This window comes from Amycolatopsis sp. H20-H5, assembly GCF_035828755.1.
Classification (GTDB): domain Bacteria; phylum Actinomycetota; class Actinomycetes; order Mycobacteriales; family Pseudonocardiaceae; genus Amycolatopsis.
Genome location: NZ_JAYMZS010000066.1, coordinates 14,085 through 29,762, shown reverse-complemented (window position 1 = coordinate 29,762; position 15,678 = coordinate 14,085). Strand labels below are relative to the sequence as shown.

Genomic DNA, 15,678 nt, shown 5'->3' with positions numbered 1-15,678 from the left:
GGTCAAGCGGTGACGACCCGGTGGTGCGTGGTCAGCCTGCCGTCGTCGTGCAGCAGGTGAAGCGAAAGCATCGGCGGCAGGTCGTGGTCGATCGGACCGCCGTCAGCCCAGCCGCGCGCTCCGCCAGGCTCGAAGAACAGCCGCGTGGTCGAGGTGACACCGGGCGCGACCAGCAGCGGCCGTCCGGCGAAGGTGGTGGCGGCCGGGGTGTGGGCGTGCCCGCAGAGCAGGGCGGACACGCGCGGATGCCGCTCGATGACCGCCGCGAGCCGCTCCTCGCCGAACTGCCGCATCGCGTCGACGGCGGGGATGCCGAGCTCGACCGGCGGGTGGTGGAAGCAGACGAACGCGGGCCCCTCGGACTCGGTGAGCTCCCGGTCGAGCCACTCCAGTGTCTCGTCGGAGAGGAACCCTTCGGGTTTGCCGGGGACGCTCGAATCGCACAGCGCGAAGAGCACGCCGTCGACGTGGTGCGCCTCGTTGACCGGTTCCTCGCTGGGCGGCACGCCGAGCAGCGCCTCCCGGTAGGCCGAGCGCCGGTCGTGGTTTCCCGGGCAGGTGAACACCGGGAACGACGATGACTTCAGCAGTTCCGCGGCGCGGCGGTACTCGTCGAGCTCGCCGTGGTCGGCGAGGTCGCCGGTGGCCAGGACGACGTCGACCGGTGTCGGCAGCGCCTCGAGGTAGGCCATCACGCGGGCCGCGCGTTCGTCCGCGCGAGACCCGCCGTCGAGGTGGATGTCACTCAGCTGTGCCAGCACCATCATCGCGTTCAGTCCCCCGTTCCCAGAAAAGCCACCGTCTTCACCCAGTTCCGGACCAGCAGCGCGGACGCCGCAGGCAGGTCCGATGCGCGGATCAGCTCGGCGATCCGGCGATGCTCCTCGACGCTCTCCAGCGCCCGCTCCGGCCCGCCGAAGTACGAGGTGTCGTAGCGCTTGAGCAGAGGCTTGGTCTGCGCGATCAGCCTCAGCAGGTGCGAGTTGGTGCACCGCGAGAGCAGCAGGGTGTGCCAGCGGTCGTCCATCTCGGACAGATCGGCCGACGCGGTGCACGCGGCGGCCATCTCGTCGGCGATCCGGTCGAGCCCGTCGGTGACCCCGGTGAGGTCCTCGGGCGAGGTCCAGCGCAGGCCGAGCGCCTCCAGCTCGGCGACCAGCGGGTAGAGCCTGCGAGCCTCCGCGAGGTCGAACGCGGGCACCAGGAAGCCGCGCCCGGGCGCGGACACGAGCAGTCCACGATCGGCGAGGCCGATCATGGCCTCACGCAGCGGCGTCCGGCTGACACCGAGCTCGCGGGCGAGGTGCACCTCGTTGACCCGGCTGTCCGCCGCCAGCCGTCCGTCGAGCACGCGGGCGGTGACCTCCTCGGCGAGGTCGCGGCGCAGAAGGTCTTTAGGCATGTCCACAGTATTGCATGCAGTTGAGTCGTACTGTATTCAGTAAATATGACCAGCATTCAGGAAGCAGACGTCCAGCGGGCCCGCGCGGACACTCCGGGCTGTTCCGAGGTGGTCCATTTCAACAACGCCGGCTCCTCGCTGCCCCCGGCCAGGGTGACCGAGACCGTGATCGAGCACCTGCGCGCCGAGTCGGTCAAGGGCGGTTACGAGGCGGCGGCGGACGTCGCCGAGCGACTCGACGGCGTCTACGTGTCGCTCGCACGGCTGCTCAACGCCCAGGCCGAGGACATCGCGATCACCGACAGCGCGACGAGGTCGTGGCAGTCGATCTTCTACGCACTCGGGTTCGGCGCGGGCGACCGGATCCTGACCTGCCGGTCCGAGTACGCGAGCAACGCGATCGCCTACCTGCAGGTGGCCCGGCGAACCGGCGCCACGGTCGAGGTGGTCGACGACGACGAGAGCGGCCAGCTCGACGTCGCGGACCTGCGCCGGCGGCTCGACGGACGGGTCAAGCTGATCGCGGTGACCCACGTGCCCACGCAGGGCGGCCTGGTCAATCCCGCCGAAGAGATCGGTGAGGTCGCCGCGGCGGCCGGGATCCCGTTCCTGCTCGACGCCTGCCAGTCGGCGGGCCAGCTGGACCTCGACGTGCAGCGGATCCGGTGCGACGCGCTGAGCGTCACCGGCCGGAAGTACCTGCGCGGACCACGCGGCACCGGATTCCACTACGTGCGCCCCGAGCTGCGCGACAGCCTGGAGCCCGCGATGCTCGACCTCCACTCCGCGCAGTGGGTCTCCCCCACCGAATACGAACTCAACCCGACGGCCAAGCGGTTCGAGTCCTGGGAAAGGGATTTCGCCGCCATGCTGGGGCTCGGCGTCGCCGTCGACTACGCGCTGGACTGGGGTCTGTCCGCGATCGACGAGCGGGTCTCCGCGCTGGCCGCGACACTACGCACGCGGCTGGGTGAGCTGTCCGGTGTCCGGGTCCACGACCAGGGTGCACGCCGCTGCGGAATCGTCACGTTCAGCGTGGCGAGCACCCCGGCGGCCGAGGTCAAGACCCGGCTCAGCGAAGCGCGGATCAACACGAGCGTCTCCTCACGCTCCTCCGCACAATACGACTTCACCGCCAGGGAGCTTCCCGACATGATCCGGGCGTCGGTGCATTACTTCAACACCGAGGACGAGGTCGACCTGCTGGTGCGGGAGGTCGAAAAACTGGCTTGAGCCCTCCTCCGCATTTTATGGCACGATCGTGCTAAATAAATAGAAGCACGATCGTGCTATAAAAGCCACCATGCCCAAGATCGTGGATTCAGCGGCCAGGCGGATCGAGATCGCCGAAGCGGTCTACCGGGTGATCCGTCGCGACGGGCTCGCACAGGCGTCGCTCCGCGGCGTCGCCGTGGAGGCCGGCCTCGTCGTCGGCTCGATCCGCCACTACTTCGTCAGTCACGACGAACTGATCCTCTTCGCCGTGCGGATCCTGGTCGAGCGGGTGCTCGTCCGGCTGTACGCGCACGTCGAGGAGCTGAAGGCACCGGCCAGCACCCGGGAGAAGCGGATGGAGCTGACCGAGCGGCTGCTCGGCGAACTCCTGCCGCTGGACGCGGAGCGGCTGGCGGAGACCGAGGTCTGGCTCGCGTTCTCGGCCGTGGCCCGCACCAAGCCGAAGCTCGCCGAAGACACCGCGAAAGTGCCCAAGGGCACCCGGGCACTGGTGAAGCGCTTGCTGACCGAGGCCGCCCGTGGCGGCAATCTGATCAAGAAGCTCGACGTCGATCTGGAGACGGAACGCCTGGCCGTCCTGCTTGAGGGCCTCGCGATGGCCGCCACGGACCGGCCCGAACACACCTCGCCGGAGCTGATGGTCCGCGTGCTCCGGCGTCACCTGGATTCGCTCCGGCGCTAGCGGGCCGAGCCGCCGATTCCGTGGCGGTCAGCGCGGGTCGAGCAGCTGCCGGGCGATGACGAGCTTCTGGATCTCGCTCGTGCCCTCGTAGATGCGGAAGAGCCGGGCGTCGCGGTAGATGCGCTCCACGGTGACCCCGCGCATATAGCCCATCCCGCCGTGCACCTGCACCGCCCGGTCTGCCACCCGGCCGAGCATCTCGGTGCAGAACAGCTTCGCCGAGGACGGCCCGAGCTTGCGATCCTCGCCGGAGTCGTAGGCCGCGGCCGCTTCGTGCACCATCGCGCGCCCGGCGACCAGCTCGACGTGGGATTCGGCCAGCAGCGCCTGGACGAGCTGGTGTTCCCCGATCGGCTTGCCACCCTGACGGGTGGTCCTGGCGTGTTCGACGGCCTCGGCGAGCGCCCGCTCGGCCATGCCGACGCACAGTGCCGCGATGTGCAGCCTGCCGCGGGCCAGCGAGGCCATGGCGATGCGGAATCCCTGGCCCTCATCCCCGATCACCGCGTCGACCGGGACCTCCACGTCGTCGAAGAACACCTCCGACGTCCACGCGCCTGCCTGTCCCATCTTGGCGTCGTGCGGGCCGACGGTGACCCCGGCCGAGCCCGATGGCACCAGCAGCGCGGTGATCCCGTGCCGCCCGGTCGGCTCCGGTCCGGTCCTGGCGAACACGACGAACAGCTCGGCGAGCGGCGCGTTGGTGATGAACCGCTTGGTGCCGCTGAGCCGGTAGAGATCGCCGTCGCGCACCGCGCGGCTGCTCAGCCCGCTCGGATCGGAACCGGCCTCGGTCTCGGTGAGCGCGAACGACGCGATCGCCTGACCGGCCGCGAGCCGCGGCAGCCAGCGGGCACGCTGCTGCTCGGTGCCGTAGTTGACGATCGCCTGCCCGGCGATGCCGTTGTTGGTGCCGAATAGCGAGCGGAAGGCGGGCGTGGTGTAGCCCAGTTCGATCGCCAGCCGCACGTCCTCGGCCATGCGCAGGCCGAGCCCGCCGTACTCCTCGGGCAGCGCCCAGCCGAACAGGCCGAGCTCGGCGGCCTTGTCGCGGAGCACGGCCGGGATCTCGTCCCGTTCGTCGATCTCCGTCTCGCGCGGCACGACCTCCTTGCGGACGAATTCGCGCACCGCCGCGAGCACCTGACCGAAGTCCTCCGCGTCCACCTGGTCTCCGATCGCCGTAACCCGTTCCTGCCAGGCACGCTACGCCGCCTAGAGCTCTGGGAGCGCTTCGCCTTCGCGTGGTGTACGTCGCTCCACGAGCCAAAAAACATACGCGCGCAGCCGGCCCTCCAGCTCCCCGTCCAGACTCTGCCGGAAGTCGCGCAGCGCACCGGCCACGTCCTGGAGCTCTTCCGCCAGCGGGATCCGCGTATCGATCCACTCCCGCAGCCCCGCCCGCTCACCCCACCAGCCACGGACCAGATCCGGGGTCCAGTGGAGGTCGCCGTCTGCGGCGTAACCACAGAACGCCTCACTCTCGGCGGCCGAGAGCACGGCGCTGACCTCAGCGGCCGTGCCGGGCTGCCGGTAGACGAACTCCCTGCCGTTTTCGTCGTAGAGAACATTGTGCGGCGCCTCGAGCCGGCCGGTCCAGCACGTGTCGGTGCTCGCCCCGTAGAACGGGCCCGGCACGTTGCGCGGGTTGCGTTCCGCCCAGACACCCTCGAACCACGGGCCGCGCTCGCGCCGGCCGACGAGATCGCGCGCGGAGGGCAGCGGATTCCAGTAACTCACGCTCCCACCCAACCCGAAGCCGGACCGAGCTGCCAGCGCGGTCACGCGAGGATCGCCCTCAGCCACCGAACCACCCGGCGACGTCGAGCCCGAACCCGCGAGGCCCGACGACGGCACGCAGGTCCGACTCCAGCGCCCGGACCCGCCCGGCGCCCAGCGTCCGGGCCCAGCGCGCCCACAGCTCGTCGAAGATCGCGGCCGAGCGGGCGAGCGCGTCGACCCCGCGCGGGGTGAGCCGGACGAGCTTGCGTCGGGCATCCGCCGCGTCGTCCACCCGTGCGGCGTACCCAAGCGCCGTCAGCCGGTCCACCGTCTTGCCCGCGGCCTGCTTGGACACGCCCAGGCGCCTGCCCACCTCGCTGGCGGTCGCCCCGGCCAGGCCGATGGCCTGCATCGCGAACCCGTACGCGGGGCGCACATCCGGATGCCCTTGGCGCGCCAGCTCGGCGTGCAGCTCGTCGATGAGCGAACGGAACCCCGCGAACAGCAGCAGAGGCAACTCGAAGCCCTTGCCAGATTCGACAACTTGGTTTACCTTTTCGTCAACCACGTTGTCGAATCTACCTTCCCTGGAGGAATCCTTGTCACCGTCCCTGTTCCCCGACCACACTTTCGAGTCCGCCCCACCCGCGGCCGTCCCCGCCCTACGCGCCACCGCCAGCCCGGGTGGGCGCGTCATCATCGCGGTCGCCCGGCTGGCCACCTCACCGCAACTGCTCAACGGCTTCCTCAAGCTCTCCAAGCTCTTCGAATCGACGACGTTGGAGCCAATGGCCCGCGAGGTCGTCGTGATGACCGTCGCGACCCGCAACGCCTGCCACATCTGCGTCGCCATGCACACGGCGAAGCTGACGTCGCTCGCCGCGAGTCCCGAGCTCGTCGCCGCGTTGCGGGACGGAAAACCCCTACCGGACGAGCGACTGGAGGCCGTCCGGCTCTTCACCCTGGAGGTCCTCGCGACCGCAGGAGACGTCGGCGACACCGAGGTGCGAGCGTTCCTGGACCACGGCTACACCGTCCAAAACGCCTTGGAGGTCGTCCTCGGCATCGGCACCTACACGATGTCCACGCTCGCGAACCGGCTCACCCGCGCGCCGCTGGACGAAGCGCTGGAGCCGTTCGCCTGGCACGCGGCCTGACGGTTCGTTCGCCGAAGAACGCCCGCCAGATCAGCCCGTCGCAGGAGACGTGTGACCGTTCGAGCGCGGGTCATGCCGCGCCTTGGCGGCCGTTTCCGCAGCGATGGTCACGAACATGTCGAACGCCGCGGGGTGGCACGAGCTCGGCGAAGCCGGGTGGGTGGGCGCAGTAGGGATCGAACCTACGACCGCTCGGGTGTAAACCGAGTGCTCTCCCGCTGAGCTATGCGCCCGGGAAGGGTGACGCCCCGGAGGTACTCCAGGACGTCACCCGAAAGGCTCAGACCAGCTCGGCCACGGCCTTCTTCCAGGACTGCTGGTCGCGCGCCTCGCCAGGTCCGTTGACCTCGGCGTAGCGGACGACGCCTTCCTTGTCGATCAGGAACGTGCCGCGGACCGCCAGGCCCGCTTCCTCGTGGAACACGCCGTAGGCCTTGGCGACGTCGCCGTGCGGCCAGAAGTCCGACAGCAGCGGGAACTGGTAGCCCTGCTGCTCCGCCCACGCCTTGAGCGCGAACGGGGTGTCGACCGACACGCCGAGGATCTGCACGCCCTGGCCGTCGTACTCGGCGAACTCGTCCCTGAGCTGGCACAGCTCGCCCGTGCAGATTCCACTGAAGGCGAACGGGTAGAAGACCAGCAGGACGGGCTTGTCACCGCGGAAGGACGACAGCGCGACGGGCTGCTTGTTGTAGTCGTTGAGCTTGAACTCCGGGGCTTGCGACCCGACCTCGACGGCCATACCGGGGATTCCTCTCCAGAGCGGACAAGTCTTCCCGGCAACCCTATCGTGTCAGGATCGCCCGCCTCGTCTCACCGCTTGGTCTTCGATTTCGGCGACACCAGCCTCGTACCTGCCCAGCCAGGGCCCGCACTGATGTTGGCGGTCTGCGACAGCCCGACTGCGGGCACCGCTTCGGCGATCTCGCTCGGCTCGACGTGCCCTGGCTGTCCCGTCTTGGGGGTCAGTACCCAGATCACTCCGTGCTCGTTGAGCGGGGTCCGGGCGTCGATGAGCGCATCCCCGAGGTCACCGTCGTTGTCGCGCCACCACAGCAGCACCACGTCGATGACCTCGTCGGCTTCCTCGTCGAGGAGGTCACCGCCGATCTGCTCTTCGATGGCGGCACGAAGATCGTCATCGACGTCCTCGTCCCAGCCGATCTCCTGGACCACCATGTCGGGCTTGATCCCAAGCCTTTCGGCGACGCTGTTCTGATCAGCGTCTCCAGCGGCGACCACTGCTGTCACTCCTCCAACTTACGACGGAATGTGCTGCCCTGTTCAGCCCAACGGACCGGGCAAGCCACCACACTCGGGTACACGGATGCCGATAGCGAACACTGGTGAGGCGCTGCGCGCAACCGTCCACACCGGATCTTCGACAACTCGTGTCGCAGCGTACGGGCTTTCCCCCCACTCCCGCGACGCCAATTCGGGGGCTCTCGGGTGCCGCGCTCGATACCCCCGCACACCTCTCCCCTAGTCTGGTAGAGAAAACGCGCGCGCGATACAACCGCGCGCGGGGCGTGGCGCAGCCGGGTCGGCCAAGTTACCGCCAAGTAGCGATGACGGGAGCCGGACCGGCGACGAACATGTAACAGGCGAACACACCCGCGTACGAGCATGACCAGCTACAACTTTTCGCAAGGAGACCCCTTGGCCCCGCAGAACGACGGCGCCTCCGGCAAGGAGAGCCCGGCACGCGTCCGCGTAATCCGAGACGGATTGGCGGCGCACCTGCCCGACATCGACCCGGAAGAGACAGCCGAATGGCTCGACTCATTCGACGAGGCGCTGGCCAGGGGTGGTCAGCAGCGCGCCCGATACCTGATGCTGAGGATGCTGGAGCGGGCCCGGGAGCGGAACGTCGGCGTCCCGTCGCTCACCTCGACGGACTACGTCAACACCATCCCGACCGAGAACGAACCCTGGTTCCCCGGTGACGAAGAGATCGAGCGTCGTTACCGTGCGTACATCCGCTGGAACGCGGCGATCATGGTGCACCGCGCTCAGCGGCCCGGCGTCGGCGTCGGCGGGCACATCTCGACCTATGCCTCGTCCGCTGCGCTGTACGAGGTGGGCTTCAACCACTTCTTCCGCGGCAAGGACCACTCCGGCGGCGGCGACCAGATCTTCATCCAGGGCCACGCCTCCCCCGGCATCTACGCCCGCGCGTTCCTCGAAGGCCGGCTGACCGAGCAGCAGCTCGACGGCTTCCGCCAGGAGTACTCGCACGCCGGTGAGGGCGGCGGCCTGCCGTCGTACCCGCACCCGCGGCTGATGCCGGAGTTCTGGGAGAACCCGACGGTGTCCATGGGCCTCGGCCCGATGAACGCGATCTACCAGGCGCGGTTCAACCGCTATCTGCGCGACCGCGGCATCAAGGACACCTCGGACCAGCACGTCTGGGCGTTCCTCGGCGACGGCGAGATGGACGAGCCGGAATCGCGCGGCCTGATCCACGTGGCCGCCGGCGAGGGCCTCGACAACCTGACCTTCGTGATCAACTGCAACCTGCAGCGACTCGACGGCCCAGTCCGCGGCAACGGCAAGATCATCCAGGAGCTGGAGTCGTACTTCCGCGGCGCCGGCTGGAACGTCATCAAGGTCATCTGGGGCCGCGAGTGGGACTCGCTGCTGCACGCGGACCGCGACGGCGCACTGGTCAACCTGATGAACACCACCCCGGACGGGGACTACCAGACCTACAAGGCCAACGACGGCGCGTACGTCCGCGAGCACTTCTTCGGCCGCGACCCGCGGACCAAGGAACTGGTCAACGACCTGTCCGACGCGGACGTCTGGAACCTCAAGCGCGGTGGCCACGACTACCGCAAGGTCTACGCCGCGTACAAGTCGGCCATGGAGCACCACGGCCAGCCGACCGTGATCCTCGCGCACACGATCAAGGGCTACGGCCTCGGTTCGTCGTTCGAGGGCCGCAACGCCACGCACCAGATGAAGAAGCTCACCCTCGACGACCTCAAGCTCTTCCGGGACGCCCAGCGCATCCCGATCAGCGACGAGGAGCTCGAGCGGGACCCGAAGCTGCCGCCGTACTACCACCCTGGCAAGGAATCGCCCGAGATCGAGTACCTGGTCGGCCGCCGCAAGGCGCTCGGCGGGTACCTGCCGGAGCGGCGCCCGAAGTCGTCGAAGGCCCTCGTCCTGCCGGGCGACAAGCTCTACGAGGGCATCCGCAAGGGCTCGGGCAAGCAGGAGGTGGCCACCACGATGGCCCTCGTCCGGCTGATCCGCGAGCTGGCGAAGGACCCGGAGATCGGCAAGCGGATCGTGCCGATCATCCCGGACGAGGCCCGCACCTTCGGCCTCGACTCGATGTTCCCGACGGCGAAGATCTACAACCCGCACGGGCAGACCTACACGTCCGTGGACGCCAAGCTGATGCTGGCCTACAAGGAGTCCGAGCAGGGCGTCATCCTGCACGAAGGCATCAACGAGGCCGGTTCCACGGCATCGTTCACCGCCGTGGGCACCTCGTACGCCACGCACGGCGAGCCGATGATCCCGATGTACATCTTCTACTCGATGTTCGGGTTCCAGCGGACCGGTGACGGGCTGTACGCGGCGGCGGACCAGATGGCCCGCGGGTTCGTGATCGGCGCGACGGCCGGCCGAACCACCCTCACGGGTGAAGGTCTCCAGCACGCCGACGGGCATTCTCTGCTCCTGGCGTCGACCAACCCGGCCGTCGTGGCCTACGACGCGGCGTGGTCCTTCGAGATCGCGCACATCGTCAAGGACGGGCTGCGCCGGATGTACGGCGAGACCGGGCCGGACGGCAACGGCGAGAACATCTTCTACTACATGACGATCTACAACGAGCCCTACCAGCAGCCCGCCGAGCCCGAGAACCTCGACATCGACGGCCTGCTGCGCGGTCTCTACCGCTACGCCGACGCCCCCACGGGCGAAGGCCCGGAGGCGCAGATCCTGGTCTCCGGCGTCACCATGCCCGACGCGCTCAGGGCGCAGAAGCTCCTGGAGCAGGAGTGGGGCGTGCGGGCGACGGTCTGGTCGGCGACCTCGTGGACGGAACTTCGCCGCGAAGCCGTGGAGATCGATCACGACAACCTGCTGCACCCGGCCGAATCGGTCCGTGTGCCGTACGTGACCGAGGTGCTGTCGAAGGCGAACGGACCGGTCGTCGCGGTGTCCGACTGGATGCGCGCCGTGCCGGACCTGATCCGCCCGTGGGTGCCCACCGACATGCTGACGCTCGGCACGGACGGGTTCGGCTTCTCCGACACCCGCCCGGCAGCGCGCCGCAAGTTCCTGGTGGACGCCGAGTCGATCGTGGTCGGCACGCTGACCGCGCTCGCCAAGCGCGGCGAGATCGCCCAGGAGAAGGTGGTCGAAGCGGCCCGCAAGTACCGCATCGACGACATCTCCGCCGCGGGTCCGCAAACATCGGACTCCGGCTCCGCGTAAGCACCGCGCTCAAGCGACGTGAACGGACCGTTTATGGCAGATTCCGCCATAAACGGTCCGTTCACGTCAGCCGGGAATCCGGGGAGCTAAGCTAGACATCGGATGTATGCCGATGCGTGTCGGAAAGGGATGATCGAGTGACCCAGCGTCGTTTGCCTCGGCCCAGCGAGCTCAAGCAGTTGCTGCGCCCGAAGCCGATCGTACTCAACCCGACCGACCGGCGGCTGGCCAACGCGCACACGATCGCGGACCTGCGCACGCTCGCCCGCAAGCGCACCCCGCGCGCGGCGTTCGACTACACCGACGGCGCCGCCGAGCTCGAGGACAGCCTGCGCCGGGCGAGGCAGGCCTTTCGCAGCATCGAATTCCACCCCAACGTGCTCCGCGGCGTGTCCGATGTGGACACAAGCGTGGAGATTCTCGGCAAACGCTCCGCGCTGCCGTTCGCCTTCGCGCCGACCGGGTTCACCCGGATGATGAACCACGAGGGCGAGAGCGCCGTCGCGCGGGTCGCGCAGCGCAACGGCATCCCGATCGGACTGTCCACCATGGCGACGACCTCGATCGAGGACCTCGCGAAGGCCGCACCCGAGGCTCGCAAATGGTTCCAGCTCTACGTCTGGCATGACCACGGCGCGGGCGAAGATCTGATGAATCGGGCCTGGGAAGCCGGCTACGACACCCTGATGCTGACCGTGGACACCCCGGTCGCCGGGGCACGGTTGCGCGACGTGCGCAACGGCCTGACCATCCCGCCCGCGCTCACTCTCAAGACCTTCGTCGACGGGGCGATGCACCCGGCGTGGTGGTTCAATCTGCTGACCACCGAGCCACTGACGTTCGCCTCGCTGAGCCATTTCGACGGCACCGTGGCCGAGCTGCTCAACAAGCTGTTCGATCCGACACTGAACTTCGACGACCTCGACTGGGTGCGGTCCACCTGGCCGGGCAAGCTCGTGGTCAAGGGCATCCAGAACGTCGACGACGCGCGCGACGTGGTCAAGCACGGCGCCGACGCGGTGCTGCTGTCCAACCACGGCGGCCGCCAGCTCGACCGCGCGCCGACGCCCCTCGAGCTGCTCCCGCGCGCGCTCGACGAGATCAACGGCGACGCCGAGGTCTGGGTCGACACCGGCATCCTGTCGGGTGGCGACATTGTGGCGGCCATGGCCCGCGGCGCCGACGCGGTGCTGATCGGCCGCGCGTTCCTGTACGGCCTGATGGCCGGCGGCGAGCGTGGCGTCCAGCGGACCGTGGACATCCTGCGCACCGAAATGACCCGCACGATGCAGCTGCTGGGCGTCCGCACCATCGCCGACCTGCGGCCGACCCACGCGACTCTGCGCTGAGACGACTTCCGGTTCTTTTTGGCACAGCCGCGCTAAAAACAGGGTCTCGGCAGCGAAGCGCCGCAGACCGCTACGGCCCCGGCAGGTTTTAGCGCGGCCGCGCTATTTCCGGTAGCGCTGTTTTTAGCCCAGCCGTGCTATTTCCAGGCTCCCGAGTTCCGATACAGCCGCACTGTCTCCAACTCCGCAGGTTTTAGCGCGATCGTGCTAAAACGACGTCCGCGGCGTCGATGATCGCGAGGCGTGCCGAGGTGAGGGATCCGCGGCGATGGCGAGTAATTCCCGACCGCCGCCCGACTCCGGCGAATCCACCGCCACCGCGCTACTCCATTGAGCTCACCGGGCAGTGACCTACTACTGGCGGTTGACGGATCGTCGAAGTTGTGAGGAGGATCTCGCCCACGTCGTGAAAGTCAGGTTTCGCATCGTGGAACTGAGGTGGCTCTTGTTCGTCCAGCAGCTCGCACCGCTCGCGGGGTCCCTGGCCTGGTCCGCGCTGGTCGCCATCCTCCCGCTGGCCACCGTGCTGGTGCTGCTCGGGGTCGTCCGGATGAAAGCGCACGTCGTCGCACTGATCGGGCTGGCGGTCGCGCTGGTCGTCGGCATCGCGGTGTACGGCATGCCCGTCGGGCAGGCCGTCTCCGGCGGCCTGCAAGGTGCCGCGTTCGGGCTGTTCCCCATCCTGTGGATCGTCGTCAACGCGCTGTGGATCTACCGGATCACCGTGCGGACCGGCCATTTTGACGTCCTGCGCCGCTCGTTCGGCCGGGTTTCCGACGATCCGCGGATCCAGGCGCTGATCATCGCGTTCTGCTTCGGCGCGCTGATGGAGGCACTCGCCGGGTTCGGTGCCCCGGTCGCGATCAGCGCGGTCATGCTGGTGGCGCTCGGCTTCAGCCCGGTCAAGGCCGCCGTGGTCGCGCTGGTGGCCAACACCGCGCCGGTGGCGTTCGGCGCGATGGGCACGCCAGTGGTGACGCTCGCGCAGGTCACCGGCCTCCCGCTGGACCAGGTCGCGTCGATCGTCGGACGGCAGACGCCGTTGCTCGCACTGTTCGTGCCGTTGCTGCTGGTGATCATCGTCGACGGCAAACGCGGGCTGCGCCAGACCTGGCTGCCCGCGCTGGTCTGCGGGGTCGCGTTCGGCGTGGTCCAGTTCCTGGCCTCGAACTACGTCTCCGCACAGCTGGCCGACATCGGCGCCGCACTGGCCGGGGCCGCGGCGCTGGTGGCGCTGCCCGCCTCCCGCAAGCCCGCCGCCGAGGAGGTCCGGACTTCGGTGCTCACCGGCACGCGGACGGCGACACTGGAGCGGCCCGACGAGCGGCGCGAGATCGTCCTGGCGTACCTGCCGTACGCGCTGATCATCGTGATCTTCTCCCTGGGCCAGCTGCCGCCGATCAAGAAGCTGCTCGACTCCGCGACCTGGAAGTTCCACTGGCCCTTTCTCGACATCGCCGGTCCGACGGGCAAGCCCGTGTCCGGCAACGTCTTCTCACTGCCGTTCCTGAACACCGGTGGCACTCTCGTGCTGCTCGCGGGCATCCTGACCGCGATCGCGCTGAAGGTCTCGGCAAGCGACACGGCGGCCGAATGGCTGGCGACGGTCAAGGAGCTCCGGTTCGCGATCCTGACGGTGACCGGCGTGCTCGCGCTGGCGTACGTAATGAACCTGGACGGCCAGAACAGCACCATCGGCACGTTCATCGCCGCGGCCGGCGCGGGGCTGGCGTTCCTGTCCCCGGTGCTCGGCTGGTTCGGGGTGGCGGTCTCCGGCTCGGACACCTCGGCGAACGCACTGTTCGGCGCGCTGCAGGTCACCGCGGCGAACAAGACCGGGCTTCCGGCGGACCTGCTGGCCGCGGCCAACAGCTCGGGCGGGGTGCTCGGCAAGATGATCTCGCCGCAGAACCTGACCATCGCCTGCGTGGCCGCCAACCTGCCCGGCGAAGAGGGCAAACTCCTGCGGAAGGTGCTGCCGTGGAGCGTCGGGCTGCTGCTGGTGATGTGCCTGATCGTGGTCGGTCAGAGCACGCCGGTGCTCAGCTGGATGCTGCCATGACCTGGGGCTCGCGGGCCGCGGCGACCCTCGCCGAGCGGTTCCAGCTCCACCAGCCGTGCACGACCAGTCCGGCGAACACCACGTAGACGGCGGCGGAGAAGTACAGCCCGGACTGGATCTGCAGCGGCACGCCAACGGCGTCCACCACGAGCCACACCAGCCAGAACTCCACCAGACCCGCGCCTTGGGCGGCGAAGGCGACCAGCGTACCGACGAAGATCGCGGCGTCCGGCCAGGGCGCCCAGGAGGCATGCAGCGCGTCCAGCACCAGCGCCATCGCGGTGGTGCCGACGGCGAACGCGCCGAGCATCACGAGCCGTTCGGTGAGACTGCCCTTGCGCACGACCACGCCGTACACCGGATCGCTGCGGCGCGACCACGCCCACCAGCCGTAGACCGAAATGGCGAGAATGGCGACCTGCCTGGTCGCGAGCCCGCCGAGATGCGCGGAGAGGTAGACGGAGAACAGCAACACGGTGGCGCCGACCTGCACCGGCCACGTCCACAAGGTGCGCCGCTGGGCGAGGAAGACGACGGCCAGCGCGAACACCTGCCCGGCCAGCTCCGCGATCGAGATCCACTGGCCGAACACCGTCAGACCGTGGTGCAGCATGAACTCCACGAGGACGCCCCTTCCGTCTCCACCTCTCAACATGCTCCCCGGAAGAGGCATTCCCTAGCGAGTGTGAGGAACACCGCCCGACCGGCGGGACCACTGCGCACGGGAGAAGAGGGCGGGGCTCTATACCGACTGGGACCCGCGCGGGCCCGGTGCCTTCCTCGAACACCGGACCCGCGCGAGATGCAGCGGAGGTGTCAGCCGTCGACGCGGTTGGTCCCGGCGGGCGGGGTGGGGGTGTCCATCCCCGCCCGGTGCCCGGCGAACTGCCGGGTGGCGGGGTCGCCGTGGCCGTTGCCCCCGGCTTCGCCCGTGCCGAGCTGGCCCTGCAGGCTCGCGAGCCAGCCGTGCCAGCGCTCTTGTGCGGGCTTGATCAGCCCGCCGCCGAAGCCGACGACGATGACGCCGCCGATCGTGGCGAGCACGGTCACCAGGACCGGTCCGGTCACCGCGGTCGCGATATTCACCTGACCGAGTGCGGCGATGATGCCGAACGCCATGATCAGCCAGTAGGCGACGGTCCCGAGCAGCCTGCCGGCCGGGCGCGTACTCATCGCGCCGCTGACCAGGTCGCGCACGACCTTCGCGATCGCCGCGGCGACGATGATCAGCACCAGCGCGACGAGGATCCGCGGCAGGAAGGCGATGATGTCGTTGAGCAGCGAGCTGACCGGATTGGTCGGCCCGAAGACGCCGAACGCGAGTTGCAGCGCGATCAGCAGAATGAAGTAGTAGACGAGTTTGACCAGGATCCCGGTCGCGTCCACATTCGCGCCGCTGAGCATTCCGTTCAGGCCGGTCTTCTCGATCACCTTCGAGAATCCGAGCTTGCCGAGGACGAGCGTGAGCGCCTTTGACACGGCTTTGGCGATGAGCCAGCCGATCAGCAGGATGATCAGGAAGAAGATCAGTTTGGGCACAAACGTGGCCACCAGATTCCAAGCCTGCCCCAGGCCGTCCTTGAGTTGCTGGCCCACGATAGCTCCCTTCACCG

General features: G+C 68.6%; 15 protein-coding genes and 1 tRNA gene. 6 read left to right on the top strand and 10 right to left on the bottom strand.

The window, feature by feature from the left end:
- Positions 1–2 precede the first annotated feature (2 nt).
- A complete protein-coding gene (locus QMK34_RS29580; RefSeq protein ID WP_326417786.1) occupies positions 3–767 on the bottom strand; it encodes a phosphodiesterase in 765 nt (254 codons plus the stop codon).
- 5 nt (positions 768–772) lie between these two features.
- Complete coding sequence (locus QMK34_RS29575; protein WP_326417785.1) at positions 773–1,402, bottom strand: GntR family transcriptional regulator; 630 nt, start codon at positions 1,400–1,402, stop codon at positions 773–775.
- 45 nt (positions 1,403–1,447) lie between these two features.
- Between QMK34_RS29575 and QMK34_RS29570 the strand changes: the two genes are divergently transcribed.
- Both QMK34_RS29570 and QMK34_RS29565 read left to right on the top strand, forming a co-directional pair.
- Complete coding sequence (locus QMK34_RS29570) at positions 1,448–2,635, top strand: aminotransferase class V-fold PLP-dependent enzyme (protein WP_326417784.1); 1,188 nt, start codon at positions 1,448–1,450, stop codon at positions 2,633–2,635.
- Between the two features lie 70 nt (positions 2,636–2,705).
- Positions 2,706–3,320 (top strand): TetR/AcrR family transcriptional regulator, encoded by a 615-nt coding sequence (locus QMK34_RS29565; RefSeq protein ID WP_326417783.1) that lies wholly within the window; start codon positions 2,706–2,708, stop codon positions 3,318–3,320.
- Positions 3,321–3,347: 27 nt separating this feature from the next.
- Here QMK34_RS29565 and QMK34_RS29560 read toward each other — a convergent pair whose 3' ends face one another.
- The 3 genes from QMK34_RS29560 to QMK34_RS29550 are packed head-to-tail and all read right to left on the bottom strand — an operon-like array spanning position 3,348 to position 5,610.
- Positions 3,348–4,487, bottom strand: coding sequence for an acyl-CoA dehydrogenase family protein (locus tag QMK34_RS29560; RefSeq protein WP_326417782.1), 1,140 nt, complete (start codon positions 4,485–4,487; stop codon positions 3,348–3,350).
- Positions 4,488–4,535: 48 nt separating this feature from the next.
- A complete protein-coding gene (locus QMK34_RS29555) occupies positions 4,536–5,060 on the bottom strand; it encodes a hypothetical protein (protein ID WP_326417781.1) in 525 nt (174 codons plus the stop codon).
- A 58-nt stretch (positions 5,061–5,118) separates the two neighbouring features.
- Positions 5,119–5,610, bottom strand: coding sequence for a MarR family winged helix-turn-helix transcriptional regulator (locus tag QMK34_RS29550; protein ID WP_326417780.1), 492 nt, complete (start codon positions 5,608–5,610; stop codon positions 5,119–5,121).
- 43 nt (positions 5,611–5,653) lie between these two features.
- Here QMK34_RS29550 and QMK34_RS29545 point away from each other — a divergent pair, with 43 nt between their 5' ends.
- On the top strand, positions 5,654–6,199 hold the full coding sequence (locus QMK34_RS29545) for a carboxymuconolactone decarboxylase family protein (protein ID WP_326417803.1): 546 nt from the start codon (positions 5,654–5,656) through the stop codon (positions 6,197–6,199).
- A 161-nt stretch (positions 6,200–6,360) separates the two neighbouring features.
- Here the strand turns inward: QMK34_RS29545 and QMK34_RS29540 are convergent.
- The 3 genes from QMK34_RS29540 to QMK34_RS29530 all read right to left on the bottom strand — a co-directional run bounded on the left by QMK34_RS29540 (position 6,361) and on the right by QMK34_RS29530 (position 7,441).
- Positions 6,361–6,432: transfer RNA gene (locus QMK34_RS29540), tRNA-Val, on the bottom strand.
- Positions 6,433–6,479: 47 nt separating this feature from the next.
- Positions 6,480–6,941, bottom strand: a complete 462-nt coding sequence (locus QMK34_RS29535; RefSeq protein ID WP_326417779.1) for a peroxiredoxin — start codon at positions 6,939–6,941, stop codon at positions 6,480–6,482.
- A 71-nt stretch (positions 6,942–7,012) separates the two neighbouring features.
- Positions 7,013–7,441 carry a DUF3052 domain-containing protein gene (locus tag QMK34_RS29530; RefSeq protein WP_326417802.1) on the bottom strand — a complete coding sequence of 143 codons (429 nt, stop codon included), beginning with the start codon at positions 7,439–7,441 and terminating at the stop codon, positions 7,013–7,015.
- Positions 7,442–7,858: 417 nt separating this feature from the next.
- Between QMK34_RS29530 and aceE the strand changes: the two genes are divergently transcribed.
- The 3 genes from aceE to QMK34_RS29515 all read left to right on the top strand — a co-directional run bounded on the left by aceE (position 7,859) and on the right by QMK34_RS29515 (position 14,065).
- Complete coding sequence (gene aceE / locus QMK34_RS29525) at positions 7,859–10,654, top strand: pyruvate dehydrogenase (acetyl-transferring), homodimeric type (RefSeq protein ID WP_326417778.1); 2,796 nt, start codon at positions 7,859–7,861, stop codon at positions 10,652–10,654.
- A gap of 137 nt (positions 10,655–10,791) precedes the next feature.
- Entirely contained in the window at positions 10,792–12,003 is a 1,212-nt protein-coding gene (locus QMK34_RS29520; protein WP_326417777.1) for an alpha-hydroxy acid oxidase, read from the top strand.
- A 445-nt stretch (positions 12,004–12,448) separates the two neighbouring features.
- Positions 12,449–14,065 carry an L-lactate permease gene (locus tag QMK34_RS29515; RefSeq protein ID WP_326417801.1) on the top strand — a complete coding sequence of 539 codons (1,617 nt, stop codon included), beginning with the start codon at positions 12,449–12,451 and terminating at the stop codon, positions 14,063–14,065.
- Here QMK34_RS29515 and QMK34_RS29510 read toward each other — a convergent pair.
- Both QMK34_RS29510 and QMK34_RS29505 read right to left on the bottom strand, forming a co-directional pair.
- Positions 14,046–14,687, bottom strand: a complete 642-nt coding sequence (locus QMK34_RS29510) for a nicotinamide mononucleotide transporter family protein (protein ID WP_326417776.1) — start codon at positions 14,685–14,687, stop codon at positions 14,046–14,048. The genes QMK34_RS29515 and QMK34_RS29510 overlap by 20 nt on opposite strands.
- Before the next feature lie 194 nt (positions 14,688–14,881).
- Positions 14,882–15,661, bottom strand: coding sequence for a mechanosensitive ion channel family protein (locus QMK34_RS29505; RefSeq protein ID WP_326417775.1), 780 nt, complete (start codon positions 15,659–15,661; stop codon positions 14,882–14,884).
- Between the last annotated feature and the right edge of the window lie 17 nt (positions 15,662–15,678).